The organism is Paraburkholderia sp. UCT31 (assembly GCF_014397655.1).
GTDB lineage: Bacteria > Pseudomonadota > Gammaproteobacteria > Burkholderiales > Burkholderiaceae > Paraburkholderia > Paraburkholderia tuberum.
Map to the genome: position 1 here is coordinate 1 of NZ_VZQP01000086.1, position 21,912 is coordinate 21,912.

Annotated in this window: 15 protein-coding genes; 8 read left to right on the plus strand and 7 right to left on the minus strand. The window is 65.2% G+C overall.

The window, feature by feature from the left end; all coding sequences use genetic code 11:
* The 4 genes from F6X40_RS38335 to acnA form a co-directional block, all read left to right on the plus strand.
* Positions 1-191, plus strand: a 191-nt coding sequence (locus tag F6X40_RS38335) for a citrate/2-methylcitrate synthase (protein WP_316251882.1), incomplete at its 5' end; no start/stop codon positions are given.
* A gap of 101 nt (positions 192-292) precedes the next feature.
* A complete protein-coding gene (locus F6X40_RS38340; protein ID WP_187618449.1) occupies positions 293-805 on the plus strand; it encodes a hypothetical protein in 513 nt (170 codons plus the stop codon).
* A gap of 24 nt (positions 806-829) precedes the next feature.
* Complete coding sequence (locus F6X40_RS38345) at positions 830-2,281, plus strand: bifunctional 2-methylcitrate dehydratase/aconitate hydratase (RefSeq protein WP_187631461.1); 1,452 nt, start codon at positions 830-832, stop codon at positions 2,279-2,281.
* 42 nt (positions 2,282-2,323) lie between these two features.
* A complete protein-coding gene (gene acnA / locus F6X40_RS38350) occupies positions 2,324-5,038 on the plus strand; it encodes an aconitate hydratase AcnA (RefSeq protein ID WP_187631462.1) in 2,715 nt (904 codons plus the stop codon).
* A 144-nt stretch (positions 5,039-5,182) separates the two neighbouring features.
* Here the strand turns inward: acnA and F6X40_RS38355 are convergent, their stop codons facing one another.
* A complete protein-coding gene (locus tag F6X40_RS38355; protein WP_187631463.1) occupies positions 5,183-8,953 on the minus strand; it encodes a DUF748 domain-containing protein in 3,771 nt (1,256 codons plus the stop codon).
* A 213-nt stretch (positions 8,954-9,166) separates the two neighbouring features.
* A complete protein-coding gene (locus F6X40_RS38360) occupies positions 9,167-10,585 on the minus strand; it encodes a DUF1254 domain-containing protein (RefSeq protein WP_187631464.1) in 1,419 nt (472 codons plus the stop codon).
* Between the two features lie 344 nt (positions 10,586-10,929).
* Between F6X40_RS38360 and F6X40_RS38365 the strand changes: the two genes are divergently transcribed.
* The 3 genes from F6X40_RS38365 (at position 10,930) to F6X40_RS38375 (ending at position 16,477) form a co-directional block, all read left to right on the plus strand.
* The gene (locus F6X40_RS38365) at positions 10,930-11,577 is read left to right on the plus strand and encodes an FMN-binding negative transcriptional regulator (protein WP_187631465.1); all 648 of its coding nucleotides are present in this window, start codon (positions 10,930-10,932) and stop codon (positions 11,575-11,577) included.
* Between the two features lie 95 nt (positions 11,578-11,672).
* Positions 11,673-14,309, plus strand: coding sequence for a heavy metal translocating P-type ATPase (locus F6X40_RS38370; RefSeq protein WP_187631466.1), 2,637 nt, complete (start codon positions 11,673-11,675; stop codon positions 14,307-14,309).
* A gap of 194 nt (positions 14,310-14,503) precedes the next feature.
* Complete coding sequence (locus tag F6X40_RS38375; RefSeq protein ID WP_187631467.1) at positions 14,504-16,477, plus strand: methyl-accepting chemotaxis protein; 1,974 nt, start codon at positions 14,504-14,506, stop codon at positions 16,475-16,477.
* Positions 16,478-16,524: 47 nt separating this feature from the next.
* Here the strand turns inward: F6X40_RS38375 and F6X40_RS38380 are convergent, their stop codons facing one another.
* Entirely contained in the window at positions 16,525-17,178 is a 654-nt protein-coding gene (locus F6X40_RS38380) for a glutathione S-transferase family protein (RefSeq protein WP_187631468.1), read from the minus strand.
* A 228-nt stretch (positions 17,179-17,406) separates the two neighbouring features.
* Here F6X40_RS38380 and F6X40_RS38385 point away from each other — a divergent pair, with 228 nt between their 5' ends.
* Positions 17,407-18,852: a polyhydroxyalkanoate depolymerase gene (locus F6X40_RS38385; protein WP_187631469.1), complete on the plus strand. Its 1,446-nt coding sequence runs from the start codon at positions 17,407-17,409 to the stop codon at positions 18,850-18,852.
* Between the two features lie 37 nt (positions 18,853-18,889).
* Here the strand turns inward: F6X40_RS38385 and F6X40_RS38390 are convergent, their stop codons facing one another.
* The 4 genes from F6X40_RS38390 to F6X40_RS38405 all read right to left on the minus strand — a co-directional run bounded on the left by F6X40_RS38390 (position 18,890) and on the right by F6X40_RS38405 (position 21,662).
* Complete coding sequence (locus F6X40_RS38390; RefSeq protein ID WP_184037964.1) at positions 18,890-19,501, minus strand: flavin reductase family protein; 612 nt, start codon at positions 19,499-19,501, stop codon at positions 18,890-18,892.
* Positions 19,502-19,611: 110 nt separating this feature from the next.
* On the minus strand, positions 19,612-20,487 hold the full coding sequence (locus F6X40_RS38395; RefSeq protein ID WP_260336653.1) for a 3-hydroxyacyl-CoA dehydrogenase family protein: 876 nt from the start codon (positions 20,485-20,487) through the stop codon (positions 19,612-19,614).
* 213 nt (positions 20,488-20,700) lie between these two features.
* A complete protein-coding gene (locus F6X40_RS38400) occupies positions 20,701-21,006 on the minus strand; it encodes a hypothetical protein (protein ID WP_187631471.1) in 306 nt (101 codons plus the stop codon).
* Positions 21,007-21,503: 497 nt separating this feature from the next.
* Positions 21,504-21,662: a hypothetical protein gene (locus tag F6X40_RS38405; RefSeq protein WP_187631470.1), complete on the minus strand. Its 159-nt coding sequence runs from the start codon at positions 21,660-21,662 to the stop codon at positions 21,504-21,506.
* Positions 21,663-21,912 lie beyond the last annotated feature (250 nt).

Here is a 21,912-nt window from a genome sequence, read left to right on the forward strand (position 1 = left end):
TCAGCGCGGTGTCGTATCACATGATGGGCGTGCCGACCGCGATGTTCACGCCGCTGTTCGTGATCTCGCGTACGGCAGGATGGAGCGCGCACATCATCGAGCAGCGCGTCGACAACAAGATCATCCGCCCGAGCGCGAATTACACCGGACCCGAGAATTTAAAGTACGTGCCGCTAAATAGGAGAAAATAGCGATCGCTGCGCGCTCCACAGCGCGTGCAGTTCAACCCGCGCGGCCGCCGGACCGGTCGTCCGCGCACTGTTTAACTGATTTTGATAGAAAGGTTTTCTCCATGAAAAAGCTGATGATCGCCGCCATGATTGGCGCCCTGTCCACGACGATGCTGACCGTCGCGACTGACGCCACCGCTGCGGACACGGCCACCACCACGAAGAAGCCGGCCACCAAGGCCGTCGCGAAGCGCCCGGAGCCGCACCGCCTGATCAAGCGCAAGCCGAATCCGGCGAAGGAAGCGAAGGTCGATCCGATCCCGGAAGGCGCTGAAAAGTGGGCGTGCAAGGACGGCCTTGCTTTCGAAATGAAAGGCGACATGAAGCGTGACCAGATTGTCACCGTTCACTGGGCGAACAAGAACTACAACCTGCCGCGCGAAGCGACCACGACGGGCGCCGACCGCTTCCACGACGCAGCATCCGGTATGGACCTCGTCGTGATCCCGACGAAGGCCATGCTGTTCCAGGACAAGGACAGCTCGCGTCTCGCCGACGAGTGCAAGACGGTCGCCATGGAACAGGGCGCGCCGGCTGCAACGCAATCGAACGCGATCAACAAGACCGGCAACTGATTTTCGCCGCCAGGGAAGCCCCCGATGCCCGCCCCGATCTCCAACGTACGACCCGCCCCGGACGCCGTCCTGGTCGATATCGTCGACTACGTGCTGGATTACCGGATCGACAGCGCGCTCGCGCTGGAAACCGCGCGTCATTGCCTGATCGACACGCTCGGTTGCGGACTCGAGGCGCTTACCTACCCAGCCTGCACCAAGCTGATGGGACCGATCGTGGCAGGCACGATCGTCCCCAACGGCGCGAAGGTGCCGGGCACGTCGTTCCAGCTGGACCCGGTTCAGGCCGCCTTCAACATCGGCGCGATGATCCGCTGGCTCGATTTCAACGACACCTGGCTCGCCGCCGAATGGGGCCATCCGTCCGATAACCTCGGTGGCATTCTCGCGACGGCCGACTGGCTCTCGCGCACCGCCATCGCAGCCGGCAAAGCGCCGCTGACGATGAAAGACGTCCTGATCGCCATGATCAAGGCGCACGAAATTCAAGGCTGCATCGCGCTCGAGAACTCGTTCAACAAAGTCGGGCTCGATCATGTGCTGCTCGTCAAGCTTGCGTCGACCGCCGTGGTCGGCCAGCTGATCGGCCTTACGCGCGACGAGCTGATCAACGCGATATCGCAGGCGCTCGTCGATGGGCAGGCGCTGCGCACCTACCGTCATGCGCCGAACACCGGTTCGCGCAAATCGTGGGCCGCCGGCGACGCGACCTCGCGCGCCGTGCGCCTCGCGCTGATCTCGAAGACCGGCGAGATGGGCTATCCGTCGGTGCTCAGCGCGAAAACGTGGGGCTTCTACGACGTGCTGTTCAACGGCAACGCGTTCCAGTTCCAGCGTCCGTACGGCTCGTACGTGATGGAAAACGTGCTGTTCAAAATCTCGTTTCCGGCCGAGTTCCACGCGCAAACCGCCGTGGAAGCCGCGCTCGCGCTGCATGTGCAGCTCGCCGCGCAGGGCCGGCGCGTCGAAGACATTCGCCGCATCACGATCCGCACCCACGAAGCGGCGATTCGCATCATCGATAAAAAGGGTCCGCTAAACAATCCGGCTGACCGTGATCATTGCATCCAGTACATGATCGCGGTGCCGCTGATTTTCGGCCGTCTGACGGCTGCCGATTACGAAGATTCAGTCGCGCAGGACTCGCGTATCGATGCATTGCGCGCGAAGATGGAATGCGTCGAAGACCCACAGTTCACGAAGGACTATCACGACCCGGAGAAGCGTTCGATCGCCAACGCACTGACGATCGAATTCAACGACGGGTCGAAGTTCGGTGAAGTCGTAGTCGAATACCCGATCGGTCATAAGCGCCGTCGTGAAGACGGTATTCCGTTGCTGGTCGAGAAGTTCAAGACCAACCTCGCGCGGCGCTTTCCGGTCAAGCAACAACTGGCGATTCTCGACGTATCGCTCGACCAGGCCAAGCTCGAAGCGACGCCGGTCAATGAATACGTCGATCTGTACGTCATCTAGGTTGAGTACTGTAGTTCCGCGATCCAAACCAAGGAAAACACCATGGCCCACAACCTCCACAAAACGCTCAAGGAATTCGACAGCGGTTCCGGCAAAGGCAAGTTCTACTCCCTGCCGCAACTCGGCAAGGCTCTGAACCTCAAGATCGACCGCCTGCCGGTCTCGATCCGTATCGTGCTGGAATCGGTGCTGCGCAACTACGACGGCAAGAAAGTCGCCGAAGAACATGTCACGCAACTCGCGAACTGGAAGCCGACCGCGGCGCGCGTCGACGAAATTCCGTTCGTCGTGTCGCGCGTCGTGCTGCAGGACTTCACCGGCGTGCCGCTGCTCGCCGACATCGCCGCGATGCGCGGCGTCGCGAAGGCCGTCGGCAAGAACCCGAAGTCGATCGAGCCGCTGGTGCCGGTCGATCTGGTCGTCGACCACTCGGTGCAGATCGACCACTTCCGCGAGAAGAACGCGCTCGACCTGAACATGAAGCTGGAATTCCAGCGCAACAACGAGCGCTATCAGTTCATGAAGTGGGGCATGCAGGCGTTCGACACGTTCAAGGTCGTGCCGCCGGGCGTCGGCATCGTTCACCAGGTGAACCTCGAGTACCTCGCGCGCGGCGTGCACAAGAAGGCCGACGGCGCGGACACCGTGTACTACCCGGATTCACTGGTCGGCACGGACAGCCACACGACGATGATCAACGGCATCGGCGTGGTCGGCTGGGGCGTGGGCGGTATCGAAGCCGAAGCAGGCATGCTCGGCCAGCCGGTGTACTTCCTGACGCCGGACGTCGTCGGTGTGCACCTGAAGGGCAAGCTGATCGAAGGCGTGACCGCGACCGACCTCGTGCTGACGATCACCGAACTGCTGCGTAAGGAGAAGGTCGTCGGCAAGTTCGTCGAGTTCTTCGGCGAAGGCACGCGCTCGCTGTCGGTGCCGGACCGTGCGACGATCGGCAACATGGCGCCCGAATACGGCGCAACGATGGGCTTCTTCCCGGTCGACGAAAAGACCATCGACTTCTTCCACGGCACGGGCCGCACGGACGCGGAGATCTCCGCGTTCGAAAACTACTTCAAGGCGCAGGAGCTGTTCGGCATTCCGGGCGAAGGCGATATCGATTACACGAAGGTCGTCACGCTGGACCTCGCGACGGTCGCGCCGTCGCTGGCAGGCCCGAAGCGCCCGCAGGACCGCATCGAGATCGGCCACGTGAAGTCGACCTTCACCGACCTGTTCTCGAAGCCGGTCGCCGAAAACGGCTTTGCGAAGAAGGCCGCCGATCTCGACGCGCAATACACGACCAGCAACGGCGTCGACGTCAAGAACGGCGACGTGCTGATCGCCGCGATCACGTCGTGCACGAACACGTCGAACCCGAGCGTGCTGCTGGCCGCCGGTCTGCTTGCGAAGAAGGCTGTCGAAGCTGGCCTGACGGTCGCTCCGCACATCAAGACGTCGCTCGCTCCGGGGTCGCGCATCGTCACCGAGTACCTGACGAAGACCGACCTGCTGAAGTACCTCGACAAGCTCGGCTTCACGCTGGCCGCTTACGGCTGCACGACCTGTATCGGCAACGCGGGCGACCTGACGCCGGAACTGAACGACGCGATCACGAAGAACGACATCGTCGCGGCAGCGGTGCTGTCGGGCAACCGTAACTTCGAAGCGCGTATCCACCCGAACATCCGCGCGAACTTCCTCGCGTCGCCGCCGCTCGTAGTCGCGTACGCGATCGCCGGCAACATCACGCGCGACCTGATGACCGAGCCGGTCGGCAAGGGCAAGGGCGGCAAGGACATCTACCTCGGCGACATCTGGCCGACCAGCGAAGAAGTCAACGCGCTGCTGAAGTACGCGATGGATGCCGACGCGTTCCGCAAGAACTACTCGCAGCTCACGAAGAAGGGCGACCTGTGGAGCAAGATCGAGGGCGAAGAAGGTCAGGTCTACGACTGGCCGAAGTCGACCTACATCGCCGAGCCGCCGTTCTTCGGCAAGGACTTCTCGATGACGCCGGCTTCCAGCATCGCGCCGGTCAAGGGCGCACGCGCGTTGGGCATCTTCGGTGACTCGGTCACGACCGACCACATCAGCCCGGCAGGCTCGATCAAGGAAGACTCGCCGGCAGGCCGCTGGTTGAAGGAAAACGGCGTGCAAAAGGCCGACTTCAACAGCTACGGCTCGCGGCGCGGTAACCACGACGTGATGATGCGCGGCACGTTCGCGAACGTCCGTATCAAGAACCTGATGATCCCGGCGAAGGCGGATGGCTCGCGCGTCGAAGGCGGCCTGACGATTCACCAGCCGAGCGGCGAACAGCTGTCCATCTATGACGCAGCGATGAAGTACATCGGCGCCGATACGCCGACCGTCGTGTTCGCGGGCGAAGAGTACGGCACGGGCTCGTCGCGAGACTGGGCGGCCAAGGGCACGCAACTGCTGGGCGTGAAGGCTGTGGTCGCACGCAGCTTCGAGCGGATCCATCGTTCGAACCTGGTCGGCATGGGCGTTCTGCCACTGCAGTTCAAGGGCTCGGATAGCGTGCAGTCGCTCGGCATCACCGGCGAAGAAACGTACGACATCGAAGGCCTCGGCGACGACTTCAAGCCGCAACAGGAAGTCACGCTCGTGATCCACGGCAAGGACGGCGACAAGCGCGTTCCGGTGCTGCTGCGTATCGACACGCCGATCGAAGTCGACTACTACAAGCACGGCGGGATTCTGCCGTTCGTGCTGCGCTCGCTGCTGGCTGCTTAAGCCTCGCGGCAACGCATACAGCCTCGCTGTTTTGCAGGGGCTGCGTCCTGTGGAGGGCGCAGCCGACTTTGAAGCCCGACCTCAGGTCGGGCTTTTTTTTATCGGCTCGCCGAACGCCACGGCTCACGCGCCGCGACTCCTCCATCACTTCAAGCCGAAATCGACCCGCGTCGTCGCACCCTTGTCCTTGATGTCGTCGGCATTCATCTTCGGCGCGACGATAAACACGCGGCTGCTGTCGATCTTGCCTTGCAGGTACTGCTGCACACTCTGCGCGCGCCGCTGCGCGAGTTGCCGCAAGCTCGCGTCGTCGATCGGCGCGTTGGCCGCGAGCGCGCTCTTCATGTCGTCGTCGGGCAGCGTCTTCGTCATGCCGATGAAGTTGTGCGGCTTCTTGAAGTCGGAGGACTTGTAGGCCTTGGTCAGATATTTGTCGTAGTCTTTCTGATCGACCGTGACCGTCGATGGATCGACGCTCTCACCATTACCCACCGTGTCCTTGATCTTCTGCCGCTTGACCATCTGATCGACGTACTGCGTGCGCAGCGCCGGCTCGTCGACCTTCGGATCGACGCGTCCGATCAGGTCCATGCGGATCGACGGCTTGTCGGTGAGTGCCTTCACGATCGTGTCGAGTTTCTGCTTGTCGGCATCGGTGAGCGTCGCCGAGCCGGCCTCGAATTCGACGTAACCGAGGTCCTCACCATTGCCGCCGAACGCGTGCGCGATCAGCGAGAACGGCGCGGTCACCGCCTTTTCGAGCAGATTGAGCACCGCATGCCAGATCAGCCCGCCGATGCTGAACTCGGGGTTCGACAACGAGCCCGACACTGGCAGGTTCACGTCGATCTCGCCGCGCGAGTTCTTCAGCAGCGAGATCGCGAAACGCACCGGCAGTTTGGTCGCGGTGTCGTTGTCGATGTGATCGCCGAATGTCAGTTGATCGATGAACAGGTGGTTGTTCGCGTTCAGCTGGTCGTTCTCGAGCTTGTAATGCAAATCGACGTTGAGCTTGCCCTTCGTGATCGGATAGCCCGCGTATTTCGCCGAGTACGGCGTCAGGTTGGTCAGCTCGATGTCGTGCGCGCTCGCGGTCAGATCGAGCGCCGGTTTCGCGATCAGCGGATTGATGGTGCCGCGGATCGTCAGCGGACCGTTGGCCGCGAGCTTCGCGGCCACGTCGACCGGCGCGGGCGTCGTCGATTCCGTACCGAACGCGCCGATCGTGCCCTGAATGGCGACAAGGTTCGCCGTGTAGTTCGGCTTGACGAAGTTGTCGGTATAGGTCACGCGGCCCTGCTGCAACACCAGTTGCCCGAAGTGCATCTTGACCGGGTTTGCTGGCGGCCTCGCGGCCGTGGCGCTGCCGACGGCCGTGGCGGCAGGTTTGCCGGGCGTTGCGGCAGATGCCGCGACCGGCGCCGACGCCGCGACTGCCTCAGACACCGCCTCGGGCGTCAGCGGAATCGGGTGCGAGCCGCTCTTGTCGCGCGTCAGCGACTGCGTCGTACCGCCCTCGTGCGCGACCACATCCTTCAGATTCAGCTTGCCTTGCGCGTCGAGCAGTACACGCCCATAGAACTTCGAGAACGTCACGCGGCCCGCGTCGACGACGGTGCCGTGCTCGTCGTAATCGGCCTTCAGGTTCGACAGCGCGAGCGAGCCCCAGCCCGCGAACGGGTCCGACGTCACCTTGTCGAGCATGCGCACGGCGACGAGCGCCATGTCGCCGCGAAAGTTCGCTTTCAGCGACTTAGCCTGGGTGACCGCAAGATCGCCGTTCGCGTTCAGCAGCGCGCTTGCGAGCGTCGCGTTCAGGTTGCTGCCGAAGTACGGCTCGAACGCAGCCGCGTCGAGCTGGTTCGCGTTGATCTTGACGGCCAGCTTTAGCGGCGTCGCGGTCAGGTCGCCCTTCACAGCGAGCGTGCCCTTCTTGTTCAACGTGGCCTGCAGGTCGACCGGCAGCGGACGGCCCAAGTCGTCGCTGATCTGCCGCACCTTCAGCTGCACCGGCGTAAAGCTCAGCTTGACCGGCTGCGGCGTCGTGTTGTCGGTGAAATCGGCGGTCGCGTCTTTGAGCGTCAATTCGGCGATCTTGTAGCGCCATGCGGGGCCTTCGGCCTGCGCTTGTTTCGCCGCGTGGATCGCCGTGCGCTCCGTCGCCTGTTGATGCGCCCTCGCGAGCGCATCCAGATTGATGGTGCCGTCCTTCAGGCGCTGCGCGTCGACCGCGAGACCGGTTACGTCTACGCTCGTCACGTCGGCCGTGCGCGCCGCGACGTCGACCTGTTTGACTACCACGTTGCCCTGCGCGAGCGAGATCACCGGCGTCTTGCCGCCGCGCGCCGCGAGCTTCACCGCCTGCATGTCCAGCTGCGTGTCCGCGACCGTCAGCGCCATCGGCGACTTCGACCAGTTCGCGTCGATATTCGTCGTCGCGGACAACGCACCGTCCAGCACCTGCGCGGACGTCGCGGTATCCAGATACGGCTGCAACGGCGGCAGCTTCAGCGACTTCAGATCGAGCTTCGCGCTCGCCGTCTTCGCCGCGAGGCCGACCGTGCCATCGGCGGCGAGCGAACCGCCGCTGTTCTTCAGGTTCGTGTTCAGCGTGTAGTGCGCTGGCGCCGACGCGAGCGTCGAGAAATCGGTCAGCGTAACCGCGAGGTTTTGCAGCCCGGCTTCTACCGGATGCGACACGGCTTCGTCGTGTACGTTCACGGTGCCGTCGTTGAGTGTGAAACGTTTGATCGCGACGTCGAACGGCGGGGCCGCCTTTTCGGCGGCGGCGGTTTTGGCGTTGGCATTCGCGTCCGCGGTTTCCTTTGCCGTGGTTTTTTCCGGCGCGGGCGCGAACATATGCTCGACGCTCAATACGCCGTCCTTGTCGCGCGCGAGGCTCGCGCTCGGCGCGTCGATGCGGATATCGTCGAAGTGATAGATGCTCTTCAACGGTTCGAGCGATGCCGCCGCCACATGCACGGCGCGCGCCGCGAAAAACGGCGCCTTGCCCTGATCCTGCACGTTGACGTCGTTCAGATCGACGGTGCCGGCGACGCGCAGCGACGGCGTGTCGTTCGACATCTCGAAGTTCAGCTTCAGGTCGGTGGACAGCTTGCCCGACTGCACGATCACCGGCAGCTTCGACGGCGCGTAAGACACCAGCTTCGGCACGTCGAGCTCGTCGAAGCGCAGCGACACTTCCGACTCGCGCGACGCCGCGAACGGCTTGGTCCTGCCGTCGATCGCGAGCTGACTGTCGCCGTCGATGCGCGCGCGCAGCAGCGGCTCGACGAAGATATCGGTCTTCGACGGCAGCGTCGCGATGAACGGAATGCCGAGCTTCCATTGATCGATCACGTGGCTCGTGCCGAGCAGCCGGTCGTCGAACCTGATCTGGCCGTTTTCGACGCGAATGTTGGAGACGGAGAACTGCGTCGGCTTGCTATTCGGTTTTGCCGGCTGATTCGCGAATTTCTCGATCAGGTCGCTGAAATTGAAGTGCTGCGCATCGAGGCGAACGATATGAAAGCGCGGCGAATCGACCTGCACTTCGTCGACGATGGGCGCGCCGCGAAACAGCGAACTCCACGACGGCTTCACGATGAGCCGCGAAATATCGACGAAGTCGCCCGCGCCGCCGCGCTCGCCGATATGCACGTTGTCGGCCTCGAAACGCAGTGTGTACGGATTGAGCGCGATACGGCCGATCGACGCCGGCCGGTCGAGCTGCTTGCTCAGTTGCTGGCTGGCGATGTGGCGAATCAGCGGCGGCGCCGCGAAAAAGCCGAGCAGGCCGAACAGGACGACGAAGATCAGCAGACCGACGAGAATCCGTCGCGTACGGCGCGACTGCGCGACTGCGCGCATGGTCTGTATGGAGGAGGCTAACGATGCTTTATTGAGGCTTGCCATGCTCGATGTGGAGGAATGCGGCGGCAAGCCCGCCGCGAAAAACAGAGATCCCGCAAGCGGCAGTATAAGGCGCGAATCAATGGTTAGACAGGAATGTCAGGCCCGCCTTGACGATTCGTGCTGCTGACTGACTGGCTTTCCCGCGAACGAGATTTTCGCGAGCGTTAGATAATGAAACCGGACGGCGCGCGGTTTGCCCGCGCGCCGTTCACATCATTGCCGCACGACCGGCGGCGGCTGCCAGCTGCCGTCGGTGGCTTGCGGCTTCGGCGCATACAGGCGTAGCACCAGTTGCATGTCCGCGCGCGGTGCGGGCAGCCAGTTACCGGTCCGGCTGCGCGTCGACGACACGACCACGTCGAGCGAACCATCGCGATTGCGGCGCGCGCCATTGCGATCGCCAACCGCGAGCCGCGCCGGCGCGTTCTCGCTCAGCGCGCCATCCTTCGTATACGCGGTGATCGTCCAGAAACCGCGCACCGGCGGCAGCTGGTTCGCCGCGAAGTGGATCACATAGCGATTCGCGCCGTTCAGCGTGTTGCCGTCGCTGTCCTGCGTGACGAACGCGCGTACTTCGTCGTCCTTCGTACCGAGGCCTAACTGTGTGCTTGCCGCATACGCGCGCAACCCATAGTCGGGACCGTAGTTGCCGACGGTATCGCCGAACCAGCTCCAGCCGTTCGCGCTCAGCAGATTCGACGGCGGCGTCGCGACGCGATCGCGACCGTCGGCGAGACCGGCCGCGAGCGCATCGGATGACTTCGGCAGCTTCACAGGATCGCCCGGCGTCACGCCGAGATCGGCGAGAAATTTGAGCGCATGCGGATCGGCCGGTGTCGGCGGATTGTCAGGCAACGCGTCGGCGAGACGGCCGAAGAAGCCGCTCCCGTCGAGCGCGGCGACCTGCTGCGCCGGCGTGCCGCTCGGGCCCGCGACGCCGCTTGCGTAACCGCGCGGCGGCACCGCCGGCTCGGCGTCGCCGACGAACACGCTCAGCGGCTCCAGACGGATCGCGTGCTGCAGCTTGCGCACCGCGTTCAGATCGCGCGCGCCGTTCGACTGGATGCGCACGCTGATCCATGCGTTGCGCGTCGGCACTTCGACGCGCTTTGCGCCCTTCGGCAGCTCGCCCTTCCAGCCGGGTGCGACGAACGCGATCGTCTGCGCGCGCAAGCCCTTCGCGGTGCCCGTGCCCGCGGCGAACTGTGGCCCGGTCGACCACGCGACGTTGGTCCACATGTCGAGCACGCGCGCATCGACGTAACGGCCATGCGAGTCAGGTAGCGCCAGGATCACCGGCTCGGCGGCAAGGTCGAGCCAGCCGGTCGAGTCGAGCGTGTCGAGGCTCGGCTGCGGCGGATTGGTCGCGCCGATCGGCGGCAGCGCCTGCGCGTGACGCAGCGTGTTGAAAGGCGCCTGACCCGGCTCGGTGCCGACCGCCGCATCGCGCGCGGCGCTCATCAGCACGAGCGGATAGCCGAATACGTAGGAGTCGGCGACTTCGTCCTTGATCCAGCCGGTGCGTTGTTGCGTCGCGGTGGGGGTCGACGCACAGCTGGCCAGCAGTGCCAGACCCGCGAGCGACGCGCAGGTTCGTTGAAGCAAAAACAGTTCTCGGAGATTTTTTATCATTCGTTCAGAGTGCGGAACGTGCAGTCCTATGGGGGATGCCGGTGTGCAGCGCCTGGCGCATGCGCGGTTCTCCCGAAACACTGCGCAGCGAGTCCGCGGATTGCGATTCCGACAACATCGCGTTGTATCGTATCCTTGCTAGCCAGGCAAGCACAAAGCAGGGAATTGTGGCTGACAGCGCGCAGGCGCGTCACCGATGTGACAATCGGCGTCGCTGTCACATTATGTTCCCGCGCCAACGGCTCGCGCGAGCGCGGCATGCTTTTTTGATTCGCGCATTCGTCGATCCGCCAGCTTGGCCGTTCGCCTCCACTCTTTCGTCGTCCTGCATTCGGAACACTTCAATGTACATGCCCGCCCATTTCGAAGAGAACCGTCCAGGGGTTCTTCATCGCCTGATCGCCGAGCACCCGTTCGGCGCGCTGATTACGCACGGCCCCAACGGGCTCGATGCGAATCATCTGCCGTTCGAGGCCCAGGCGGATGCGGCGGATTCGTCACGTCTGGTGCTGCGCGCGCACGTCGCGCGGGCGAACCCCGTCTGGCAAGAAGCCGTGACCCATGCCGAAGCGCTCGTGATCTTCCAGGGGCCGACCGCCTATATTTCCCCGAGCTGGTATCCGAGCAAACACGAAACGCACAAGCAGGTGCCGACCTACAACTATATGGTCGTGCATGCACATGGCAGGATCGTGGTGCATGACGATGAATCGTTCGTGCGCGGTCTCGTCGCGCGACTCACGCGCGAGATGGAAGCCGGCGAGCCGGTGCCATGGAAGATGGGCGACGCGCCCGCCGACTACATCGCGCAGATGCTCGGCGCGATCGTCGGTATCGAGATCGAGGTAACGCGGCTCGTCGGCAAATGGAAGCTCGGGCAGAACAAGGCGGCCGAAGACCGGCGCGGCGCCGCGCAAACGCTGCTCGCGCGCGACGGCGAGCAACAGAAGGCGGTGGGACAGGCGATGCTCGATGCGCCGCCGGCGTTCTGACGGCGGCCGCATAATCCGGCCTTGACCTTCCCGTCATGGGAAGGTCGATACTGGATTGACGATGCGGCCCAATGCCGCCACGAGCCTCGCCTGCCATGACCGCACTTGCCAACCCGCAGCGCCCCGCCGACGCTGCCGCTTCTTCTTCGCCCACGCGCGTCGTCGAACTCGACATCGGCGGGATGACTTGCGCGTCGTGCGCGAGCCGCGTCGAGAAAGCACTGACCAAGCTGCCGGGAGTGGCGCGCGCGTCGGTGAATCTCGCGACCGAGCGCGCCCGCGTGGAAAGCGACGCGACGCTCGGGCCTCAGCAACTGGCCGATGCCGTGCGCAAGGCCGGATACGAAGCGACGCCGGTCGCGAACGCCGAGCTTGCCGCGCCAAGCGCGACGCAAACCGCGACACCCACCGCGACGCCGGGAACCATTGAACTGGAGATCGGCGGCATGACCTGCGCAGCCTGCGCGTTGCGCGTCGAAAAAGCGCTCGCGAAGGTGCCTGGGGTCGCGCGCGCGTCGGTCAATCTGGCGACCGAAACCGCCACCGTTCATCCGCAAGGCACCGCATCCGCCGATAGCGGCGCGCTGATCGCCGCCGTCAGGAAAGCTGGCTACGAAGCGACGTTGAGCGCGCCGCCCGCTGCTGCCGCTCCAGCCGAGACAACGGCCGCTATCGCCGCGTCCGGCGACGAACGCGACATCCTCGACACGACCCACGCCCCCGTCGTCGACCGCAAGCGGATTCAAACCCGCCGCGACCTCGCGAGCGTCGTTGCGTCCGCGCTGCTGACGCTGCCGCTCGTCGCACCGATGTTCGGCGAATGGTTCGGCCTCCACGCGATGCTGCCAGCCTGGCTGCAATTCGTGCTCGCGTCGATCGTGCAGTTCGTATTCGGCGCGCGCTTCTATCGCGCAGCCTGGCGCGCGGTGCGCGCCGGCGCGGGCAACATGGACCTGCTGGTCGCGCTCGGCACATCGGCGGCGTACGGCATCAGCGTCTACGAACTCGCGATGCATCCGGGCGACACGATGCATCTGTACTTCGAGGCATCGGCGGTCGTGATCACGCTGGTGCGCTTCGGCAAGTGGCTCGAGGCGCGCGCCAAGCGCCAGACCACCGACGCGATCCGCGCGCTCAACGCGCTGCGCCCCGAGCGCGCGCGCATCCGCGACGGCGCCGGCGAACGCGAGGTGCCGCTCGCGCAGGTGCGGGTCGGCACCGTCGTGATCGTGCGGCCGGGCGAGCGCGTACCGGTCGACGGCGCGGTGCTCGAAGGCCGCACGCATATCGACGAAGCGCTGATCACCGGCGAAAGCCTGCCGGTGCCGAAACAGACCGGCGACGCCGTCACGGCCGGCTCGATCAACGGCGAAGGCGCGCTCGTGGTGACGACCACCGCGATCGGCGCGGAGACGACACTGGCGCGCATCATCCGGCTCGTCGAAAGCGCGCAGGCCGAGAAGGCGCCGATCCAGCGGCTCGTCGACCGCGTCAGCGAAGTCTTCGTGCCGGCGATTCTCGCGCTCGCCGCGCTGACGCTGATCGGCTGGCTGCTCGCCGGCGCGGGCGCGGAAACCGCGATCCTGAACGCGGTCGCGGTGTTGGTGATCGCCTGCCCGTGCGCGCTCGGCCTCGCGACGCCCGCCGCGATCATGGCCGGCACCGGCGTCGCCGCGCGCCACGGCGTGCTGATCAAGGACGCGGAAGCGCTGGAAATCGCGCATCGCGTGTCGATCGTCGCGTTCGACAAAACCGGCACGCTGACGCTCGGCCAACCATCGGTAACGGCGTTCGAGCCGATCGGCGGCTTGAGCCGCGACCAAGCGCTCGCGCTTGCGGCGGCGGTGCAGCGGCATAGCGATCATCCGCTCGCGCGAGCGGTGATGCGCGCGCACGAGGCTCAGCTCGGGCAAATGGCCGGCGAACACGAGGGCGGGCCAGGCGCCACCGCCGCTCGCGCCGTCGCCGGCCGGGGCGTCGAAGCCGACGTCGACGGCCGCACGCTCGCCCTCGGCAGCACGCGCTGGCTGCGCGAGCTCGACATCGCGCTGCCGACCGCGCTTGCCGCGCGCGCGCAGGAACTCGAAGCGGCCGGCAACACGGTGTCGTGGCTGATGACGCGCGCGCCTCACGCCCCCGAAGCGCTCGCGCTGATCGCGTTCGGCGACACGGTGAAGCCGACCGCGCGCGCGGCCGTCGCGCGGCTCGCGCAGATGGGCATCCGCAGCGTGCTCGTGACTGGCGACAACCGCGGCAGTGCGGCGAGCGTCGCGCGGGCGCTCGGCATCGACGAATTCCACGCCGAGGTGCTGCCCGACGACAAGGCCCGCGTGATCCGCGACCTGAAGATGCGCCACGCCGGCATCGTCGCGATGGCGGGCGACGGCATCAACGACGCGCCCGCGCTCGCCGCCGCCGACATCGGCATCGCGATGGCGAGCGGCACCGACGTCGCCATGCACGCCGCCGGCATCACGCTGATGCGCGGCGACCCGGCGCTCGTCGCCGACGCGATCGACATCTCGCGCAGAACGTGGCGCAAGATCCAGCAGAACCTCTTCTGGGCATTCGTCTACAACCTGATCGGCATTCCGCTGGCCGCGTTCGGCTTGCTGAATCCGATGCTCGCGAGCGCGGCGATGGCGTTTTCGAGCGTCAGCGTCGTCACCAATGCGTTGTTGTTGCGGACGTGGCGAAGCGCGCCCGGCCGAACCGTCGATCCGGTGCGCTGAGCAACGCAGCAACACCTTCCGCATTCCGCCTCGTCCCTTTTTCGGGGCCGGTTTTTTGTGGCGCCTTTCAGGCTATTACGGGCGGCTTTCAGTCGCCCTAAAGCCGCCGTCTCCCGAGCCGTAAACCAGTAAATCGATGCCGTTCACGGCCATGCCCGACGCGCGCGTCGCCTGTCCCCTTTTCGCGCCTGCCCATGAACTCTCTCTTCTTGCGCCGCGCCAGCGTCGGCGCGCGGCTTGCCGTGCTCTCGTGCGTGCTGGTCGCGTTGATTTTCAGCACCTTCGCGTGGGCGCTCGCACGCGCCGCCGGCGACCAGGTGCGCGACCAGGTGCTCGCCCGCATCGCCGAAAAAGACCGCTCGATCGCCGCGATGATCGAGCTGTTCGACAAGGCGCTGTCGGCCGAAGTCGATCGGTCGATGGCGCTGTTCGCGAGCTTCCTGCCCACCGACTTCTCGCTCGACGACACGCAGAAAGTCGATATCGGGAGCACCGCGACGCCGACTTTCAAGGCCGGCGACAAGGTGCTGAATCTCGACTTCACGATTCCCGACCAGTTCCTCGAACGCAGCGGCGCGGTCGCGACCGTGTTTGCGCGCAGCGGCGACGACTTCGTGCGCGTGACCACCTCGCTGAAGAAGCAGGACGGCACCCGAGCGGTCGGCACGCTGCTCGACCGCAAGGGGCCGGCGTATGCGCCGCTGCTCGCGAACCGCTCGTACACCGGCCTCGCCATGCTGTTCGGCAAGCGCATGATCACGCAGTACCGGCCGATCGCCGACGCGAGCGGCCGCGTGATCGGCGCGCTGTTCGTCGGTGTCGACGTGGACAAGGAGATCCAGTCGGTCCAGGACGGCATCCACGCGCTGAAGATCGGCGCGAGCGGCTATTACTTCGTGCTCGACGCGTCGAGCGGCGCGGAGCGCGGCAAGCTGCTCGTGCATCCGGCCGCCGCGGGCCAGAAAGCCGACGACGCCAACGCGCCGTATCAGCGCATGCTCGACATGAAGCAGGGCGAGCTCGACTACCGCTCGGCCGACGCGACGCTCGGCGAGAGCGACGCGCGCGACAAGTTCGTGTCGTTCGTCACGGTGCCGGAGTGGCAGTGGCTCGTCGGCGGCGTCGCGCCGCGCGACGAAGTGATGGCCGAGGTCGTGCGTACACGGAACACGTTTATGCTGCTCGGCCTCGTGCTGGTCGGCCTGTTCGCGATCGTGTTCGTCGTCGCGGTACGGCGGCTCGTCAGCCGTCCGCTCGACGAAGCCGCGCGTGCGTCGGAGCGTCTCGCCGCGGGCGATCTGAGCGTGCGCGTCGCGCAGCACGGCCGCGCGCGCGCCGACGAGATCGGCCGCCTGATGCTGGCGATCGACGGCATCGGCGAAGGCCTCGCGCGCATCGTCGCGCAGGTGCGCAACGCGTCGGCCGACATGTCGGCGGGCACCGAGAAGATCGCCACCGGCAGCGGCAACATCGCGCTGCGCATCGCGACCCAGGCGAGCAGCCTCGAAGAGACCGCGGCGAGCATGGAGCAGATCACGTCGACCGTGCAGCAGAATGCCGACCACGCGACCGAAGCGAACACCCTCGTCACCCACGCCGCCGACGCCGCGCTCGAAGGCGGCCGCGCGGTCGAGCGCGTGGTGTCGACGATGGGCGAGATCGGCCGCTCGTCGCAGAAGATCGCCGAGATCACGACGGTCATCGAGGGCATTGCCTTCCAGACCAACATCCTCGCGTTGAACGCGGCCGTCGAAGCGGCGCGCGCGGGCGAGCACGGCAAGGGCTTCGCGGTCGTGGCGTCGGAAGTGCGTGCGCTCGCGCAGCGCAGCGCGGCGGCGGTGAAGGAGATCGAGGGCGTGATCGCGGCGTCGAGCGCGAACGTCGACAGCGGTTTTCGCATCGCCGAAGAAGCGAGCGCGACGATGCAGGGAATCGTCACTCAGGTCGGTCAGGTCCGCGCGATCATGAGCGAAATCAATGTCGCGTCGCGCGAGCAGTCGGGCGGCATCGAGCAGGTCAACCTGGCGGTCACGCAGATCGGCGAGGCGACGCAGCAGAATGCGACGATCGTCGTCGATGCGGAAGCAGCGGCGGCCGAGTTGCGCGAGCAGGCTGCGCGGCTCGCGCAGCTGGTCAGCGTGTTCAAGCTCGAAGGCGAGCGCGGCTGACGGATCTGCTTAATGTGGACGGCGGCGGCGGACGGCGGCCGCCGCGCTCAGAACTCGACGTCCAGTTCATCGATCTCCTCGACCTCCTGACGCGCGAGCGCGATCCACTCGCGCATTTCGGGCAGCGCTATGATGCGCTGCCCGTATTCGACCATATCCGGATCGAGTTGCACGTCATAGGTCACGAAACGCGTAACCACCGGTGCGTACATCGCGTCCGCTGCGGTCCGCTCGCCGAACAGGAACGGGCCGCCGTACTCCTTCAGACATTCACGCCAGATCGTCACGATCCGCTCGATATCCGATTGCGCGCGCGCCCATACCTTGAAGCCCGGGAAATGCGCCTTCAGGTTCATCGGCAGCGCCGAGCGCAACGACGCAAACCCCGAATGCATCTCGCCGCAGATAGAGCGGCAATGCGCGCGGGCGCGGATCTCGTGCGGCAACAGCACGGCTTGCGGCTTCAGTTCGTGCAGATATTCGGCGATCGACAGCGTGTCCCAGACCTTGACGCCGTCGTGCACGAGGCATGGCACCAGAATCGACGGCGACAGCAGCAGTAGTTCGGCGCGCGTCGCGGGGTCGTCGATCGGCACCACGATTTCTTCGAACGGCAAGCCGCTGAACTTCGTCAGCAGCCAGCCGCGCAGCGACCACGACGAATAATTCCTGCTGCTGATCGTGAGCGTAGTATTTCCCATACGTGTGTCCTCCAGATCGGGCATCGCGCCGCGCGTGCCTGCACCCATGCACGCCGCGGTGCGTGCGCGCACCAAAGCGCGGCAAGGCCGGCCCATTTCGCCTATGCACGCAAGTGATATGCCGACCCACGCAGATACGACGCGACACAGGGGCAACGCGCGCCAGCGCCTGGCGCACCACTTGCTTTTATTCGAGTTCCTGTCTTTCCGGCGCATTCGAGTGAAAGTATGAATCTGTTCGCCTATCCTGCCTATCAGGCCTGCGCCGACCTGCTGCTACCGCTGCGGCACGGCGCGGCGCTGGCGAACCGTTCGCTCGATGCATGGTCCGCATTCGCCGCTACGCCGCACGGACGCTCGCTGCGCGCGACGTGCGAACTTCTGATACTCGGCGGACTCACGCCGAAACGGCCGCCGTTCGGCATCGATAGCGTCGTCACCGAAGGCGAGCCGGTCGCGGTGGTCGAGGAAGTCGTCGCGCGCACGCCGTTCTGCTCGCTGCTGCATTTTCGCAAGGACGCCGTGCTTTCCACGCCGCAGCCGCGCGTGCTGATGATTGCGCCAATGTCGGGCCACTTCGCGACGCTGCTGCGCGCAACCGTGCGCACGATGCTGACCGAGCACGACGTCTATATCACCGACTGGCACAACCCGCGCGACGTGCCGCTCGGCGAAGGCCGCTTCGGCTTCGACGAATTCGTGCGCCACGTGATCGACTTCACCGCGGCGATCGGGTCCGGCACGCATCTTCTCGCGGTCTGTCAACCGACCGTCGCGGCGCTCGCCGCCGTCGCGCTGATGGCCGCCGACGACCATCCCGCGCAGCCGGCCAGCATGACGCTGATGGCCGGCCCGATCGACACGCGCATCAATCCGACGCGCGTCAACGAACTGGCCAGGAGCCGGCCGATCGAGTGGTTCGAGCGTAATCTGATCAGCGCGGTGCCGTTCGGGTTTGCCGGCGCGCAGCGTCGCGTGTATCCGGGTTTCGTGCAGCTGGCCGCGTTCATGGCGATGAATCCGAGCCGCCACGCCGACTCGTTCGAAACGATGTACTACGAGCGCGGCAAGGGCGATCCGCGGAAAGCCGACACGATTCGCACGTTCTACGAAGAGTACTTCGCGACGATGGATCTGACCGCCGACTTCTATCTGGAGACCGTCGACACCGTGTTCCAGCAGCATGCGCTGCCGTTACGCGCGCTCGAAGTCGAGGGGCGGCTGGTGGAGCCGTCGAAGATTCGCCGCACCGCATTGCTGACCGTGGAAGGTGAAAAGGACGATATCTGCGCAGTCGGTCAGACGCTCGCCGCGCAGGACATGTGCGATCGTCTGCGGCCGTATCTGAAGACGCATCACGTGCAAACGGGCGTCGGCCACTACGGCGTGTTCAGCGGACGTCGCTGGGAGCGGGACATTTATCCGCGCGTGCGGGCCGTGATTTACGACAATGAACCGCGCGCGGTGCTCGTCAGCTCGCGTGCGCGCCCGATCCAGCCGGTGCCCGCGGCGATTGCGGCGGAAGTCACGGCGGCCGCGCCGGTCGCGGCTGCGGTCGTCGAGGTCGAAGTGGATGCGCCCGTGGGCGGGAGCGGGAGCGGGAGCGGCAACAGTGACTCCGCGGCAGAAACGTCCGCGCAGTCCCCACGCAAACCGCCGCCGGTGACACCCTGAGCGATCCGCTAATCAGCGGAAGCTGCTGAGGACGAGTTCAGGCCGTTGGCCGGATCATCTGGAACATCTCGCCGATCTGCGCATAGTCGGCGCGATAACCCGCGCGCATGATCGGCTGCGCGGCGTGCGTGTCGAACAGGCCGTCCTTCAGATACGCGTCGTCGATATGCACGCCGACCACCTGGCCGAGCGACAGATAGTTGTCCATCGGCTTGCCGTCGACATCATGCAGACGCACGATCTGCAGCAGCTTGCATTCGAGCGCCGCCGGCGATTCGGCTACGTGCGGCACCGCCACGTTGCGGCCCGGCGCGGGCGTGAGCCCGGCCAATGCGAACTCGTCGACATGCGGCGCTACCGGCGCCGACGAGCGGTTCATCTGCTCCGCGAGCGGCCGGGTGGCGAGATTCCAAACGAATTCGCCGGTCGCCTCGATGTTGGCGAGGCTGTCCTTGCGGCCCTCGCTGCTAAAACCGATGATCGGCGGAAAGGTCGCGAACGCGCCGAAAAAGCTGTATGGCGCAAGATTGAGCGTGCCTTCGGCATCGCGCGACGAAATCCAGCCGATCAGCCGCGGCGCGACGATCGCCTTGAAAGGATCGTGCGGCAGGCCGTGACCGGCGGCGGGGTCGTAGAAGTAGTGAGACATGAAGTGGCTTGGGGTTGGCTTGGCGTTGATTTAGGTTCGCTTGCGACGCGTGTGGCAGTTAGCGCGAAAAGCGGCGGAGTACCAGGCACGGAACGGCTATTTATACCGCACTAGCCGCGCCCGATCACGCGCTTGCGCCCTTCCTTTACCCGCGCGATGCGCGCTTCATCCCAGTCATGAAACCCCGCGCCGCTGCGCACGCCGACACGCCCCGCGTCGACCTGCGCGCGCAGCAGATCGATCACGTCCTCGTCTTTCGCGAGTTGCGGCATCAAATGCGACGCGATGTCGACGAACGTGTCGAGTCCGCCCATGTCCGCGCCCTCGAATGGTCCGACGATGCCCCAGCGACGTCCCAGCGAAGCTTTCATCACGCGATCGACGACCTCGGGCGTCGCTGCCCCCGAACGCACGATGTGCAACGCCTCGCGCAGCACCGCGAACTGCAGCCGATTACCGACGAAGCCCGGAATCGCCTTCGCGAGCACGACCGGCTCCATGCCGATCGCGCTCATCAGTCCGGCGGTTTGCCGCACGACTTCGGGCGCGGTCTCGGTGCCCGGCACGACCTCGACGAGCGGAATCATGTGCGGCGGGTTCCAGAAATGCGCGATCACGAAGCGTTCTTTCGCGCGCAGCGGGGTGGCAAGCTGGTCGGGCGGGAAGCCGCTGGTGTTGCTCGCGAGGATCGCATCATCGGCGAGCAGGCTGGTCAGGGTCGCGTAGAGGCGGTGTTTGAGTTCGAGCACTTCGGGAATCGCCTCGATCACGAAGCGCGCTTGCCCGATCGCATCGAGTTGCGCATTGGTTTCGATGCGCGCGAGCGCCGCCTGTTTGGCAGCATCGTCGATACGGCCCGCGTCGATCAGTTCGTCGAGCACGGCTTGCGCTTTCGGCGCGACGCTCGCGAGTCGCGCCGGATCGACGTCGTGAACGATCGTCCGGTATCCATGCAACGCGGCCTGCGTCGCAATGCCGACGCCCATCAGTCCCGTGCCCACCACCCCTATCGCTACATCCTGTGTCGTCTTGTCCACACGCGCTCCCGCTGCCGTCGATGAAAGCCCCGAAGCATAGCGCAGCACGCGCAATACCACGGTCGGACTCGCACGCCCAAATGCGACGAAGCCGGCCTTCCCCTCGAGGGAAGACCGGCTTCGTGGACTCACGCCGCCTGTTGCGACGCCATCAGGCGCGCTTTAGTAGCGCGACGGCGGCGTGCGGTGATCGTCGCCGCGGTGGTGCGGATCGTAGTCGTGCGGATGATGGCGCATCCACTCGTCGTGCTCCCAGTAGCGGTGGCCGTCCCAGTAACGATCGCCGTGCCAGCCGATGTTGATCGACACGCCCACCGGCATCATATGCGGTTGGCCGTACACGACAGGTGCCGGACCGTGTTCGACGATCACGCGGTCTTGCGCGAATGCGCTACCAGCCGCGACGAGTGCGCCGCCCGCGAGCAGCGTTGCGATCAGCGAGCGCGATGCCTTGCCAAAGTTTTTCATCATGACCTCCCGTCAAAGTTTTATTCCAGGCCAGCGTCCGTGTTTGCTCGGATCGTGCGATTCGCTTCGTTCGCTTCGCTTGTGAGCCGAACCAGACGCCGTACGCTTGAGACTCACTTTAGCGGCCCGGATCGCGTGAAGACGTTAGCACTTGTAAGCGAGCATTTCATAGGTGGGGCCCGATGATGGAAGCGCGGTGTCGCTTTCGCGCTTCGTTCAACAAAGGTTTACGGGCAATGCTTTCATTCGACTCGCTGAATCAGCGTGAAAGCTGGTTACATTCATTTCGGCCCCGAAATAATTCGCAAGGAGTCGGACAGACACCGGAGGCCTGGCGCTGATACGTCTGTCTCGTCGCGCAATGGTGCATCGCGACAAGAGAGCCCCGAAAAACAAAAAGCCACGATCCGCATTTCGCGAATAGTGGCTCAATGAGAAGCGCACTCGAGGTGCGCGCCCGGGCGCGTTGTCGCGCGCTCGGGAGGTGCGGCTGGTTTTTAGTCCGTCAGCTTGATGCCGAACAGCGTGGCCTGCGCGCGGCGCAGACGCTCTGCTTCACGGGCACGCGCTGCGTACGAGTAGTCCGAATCCAGCGGCAGATGGGGCGACGCAAAGAAGTCGCTGACCTTTTGGAACAGTGCAAAGATGTAGCTCATGGCGACTCCCGGTAGTGACTGCATTGCTAGGGTTTTCCCTTAGTCGCGATTATAGGGGTTTTCCCTAGGGAAAAGCTAGTGCAATGCAGCAAATTTTCGCTGCTGCGGGTTGCCGCGATGTCATTGGGCCGGGAGGCGTTGCATCGCGACAACGTCCCCGATTTAGTGACTCGGCGGCCGCCGGTGCGAAGCGCGAGCGTGCCTCGCGCGCGTCGGCGTCGCGCTGGGCTGTAGGGGCGCGGCGGGGGGC

Excerpts from the sequence above, each read along its gene's own strand:
- F6X40_RS38340 (WP_187618449.1), top strand. The coding sequence starts at position 293 with ATGAAAAAGCTGATGATCGCCGCCATGATTGGCGCCCTGTCCACGACG.
- F6X40_RS38345 (WP_187631461.1), top strand. The coding sequence starts at position 830 with ATGCCCGCCCCGATCTCCAACGTACGACCCGCCCCGGACGCCGTCCTG.
- acnA (WP_187631462.1), top strand. The coding sequence starts at position 2,324 with ATGGCCCACAACCTCCACAAAACGCTCAAGGAATTCGACAGCGGTTCC.
- F6X40_RS38355 (WP_187631463.1), bottom strand. The coding sequence starts at position 8,953 with ATGGCAAGCCTCAATAAAGCATCGTTAGCCTCCTCCATACAGACCATG.
- F6X40_RS38360 (WP_187631464.1), bottom strand. The coding sequence starts at position 10,585 with ATGATAAAAAATCTCCGAGAACTGTTTTTGCTTCAACGAACCTGCGCG.
- F6X40_RS38365 (WP_187631465.1), top strand. The coding sequence starts at position 10,930 with ATGTACATGCCCGCCCATTTCGAAGAGAACCGTCCAGGGGTTCTTCAT.
- F6X40_RS38370 (WP_187631466.1), top strand. The coding sequence starts at position 11,673 with ATGACCGCACTTGCCAACCCGCAGCGCCCCGCCGACGCTGCCGCTTCT.
- F6X40_RS38375 (WP_187631467.1), top strand. The coding sequence starts at position 14,504 with ATGAACTCTCTCTTCTTGCGCCGCGCCAGCGTCGGCGCGCGGCTTGCC.
- F6X40_RS38380 (WP_187631468.1), bottom strand. The coding sequence starts at position 17,178 with ATGGGAAATACTACGCTCACGATCAGCAGCAGGAATTATTCGTCGTGG.
- F6X40_RS38385 (WP_187631469.1), top strand. The coding sequence starts at position 17,407 with ATGAATCTGTTCGCCTATCCTGCCTATCAGGCCTGCGCCGACCTGCTG.
- F6X40_RS38390 (WP_184037964.1), bottom strand. The coding sequence starts at position 19,501 with ATGTCTCACTACTTCTACGACCCCGCCGCCGGTCACGGCCTGCCGCAC.
- F6X40_RS38395 (WP_260336653.1), bottom strand. The coding sequence starts at position 20,487 with ATGGGCGTCGGCATTGCGACGCAGGCCGCGTTGCATGGATACCGGACG.
- F6X40_RS38400 (WP_187631471.1), bottom strand. The coding sequence starts at position 21,006 with ATGAAAAACTTTGGCAAGGCATCGCGCTCGCTGATCGCAACGCTGCTC.
- F6X40_RS38405 (WP_187631470.1), bottom strand. The coding sequence starts at position 21,662 with ATGAGCTACATCTTTGCACTGTTCCAAAAGGTCAGCGACTTCTTTGCG.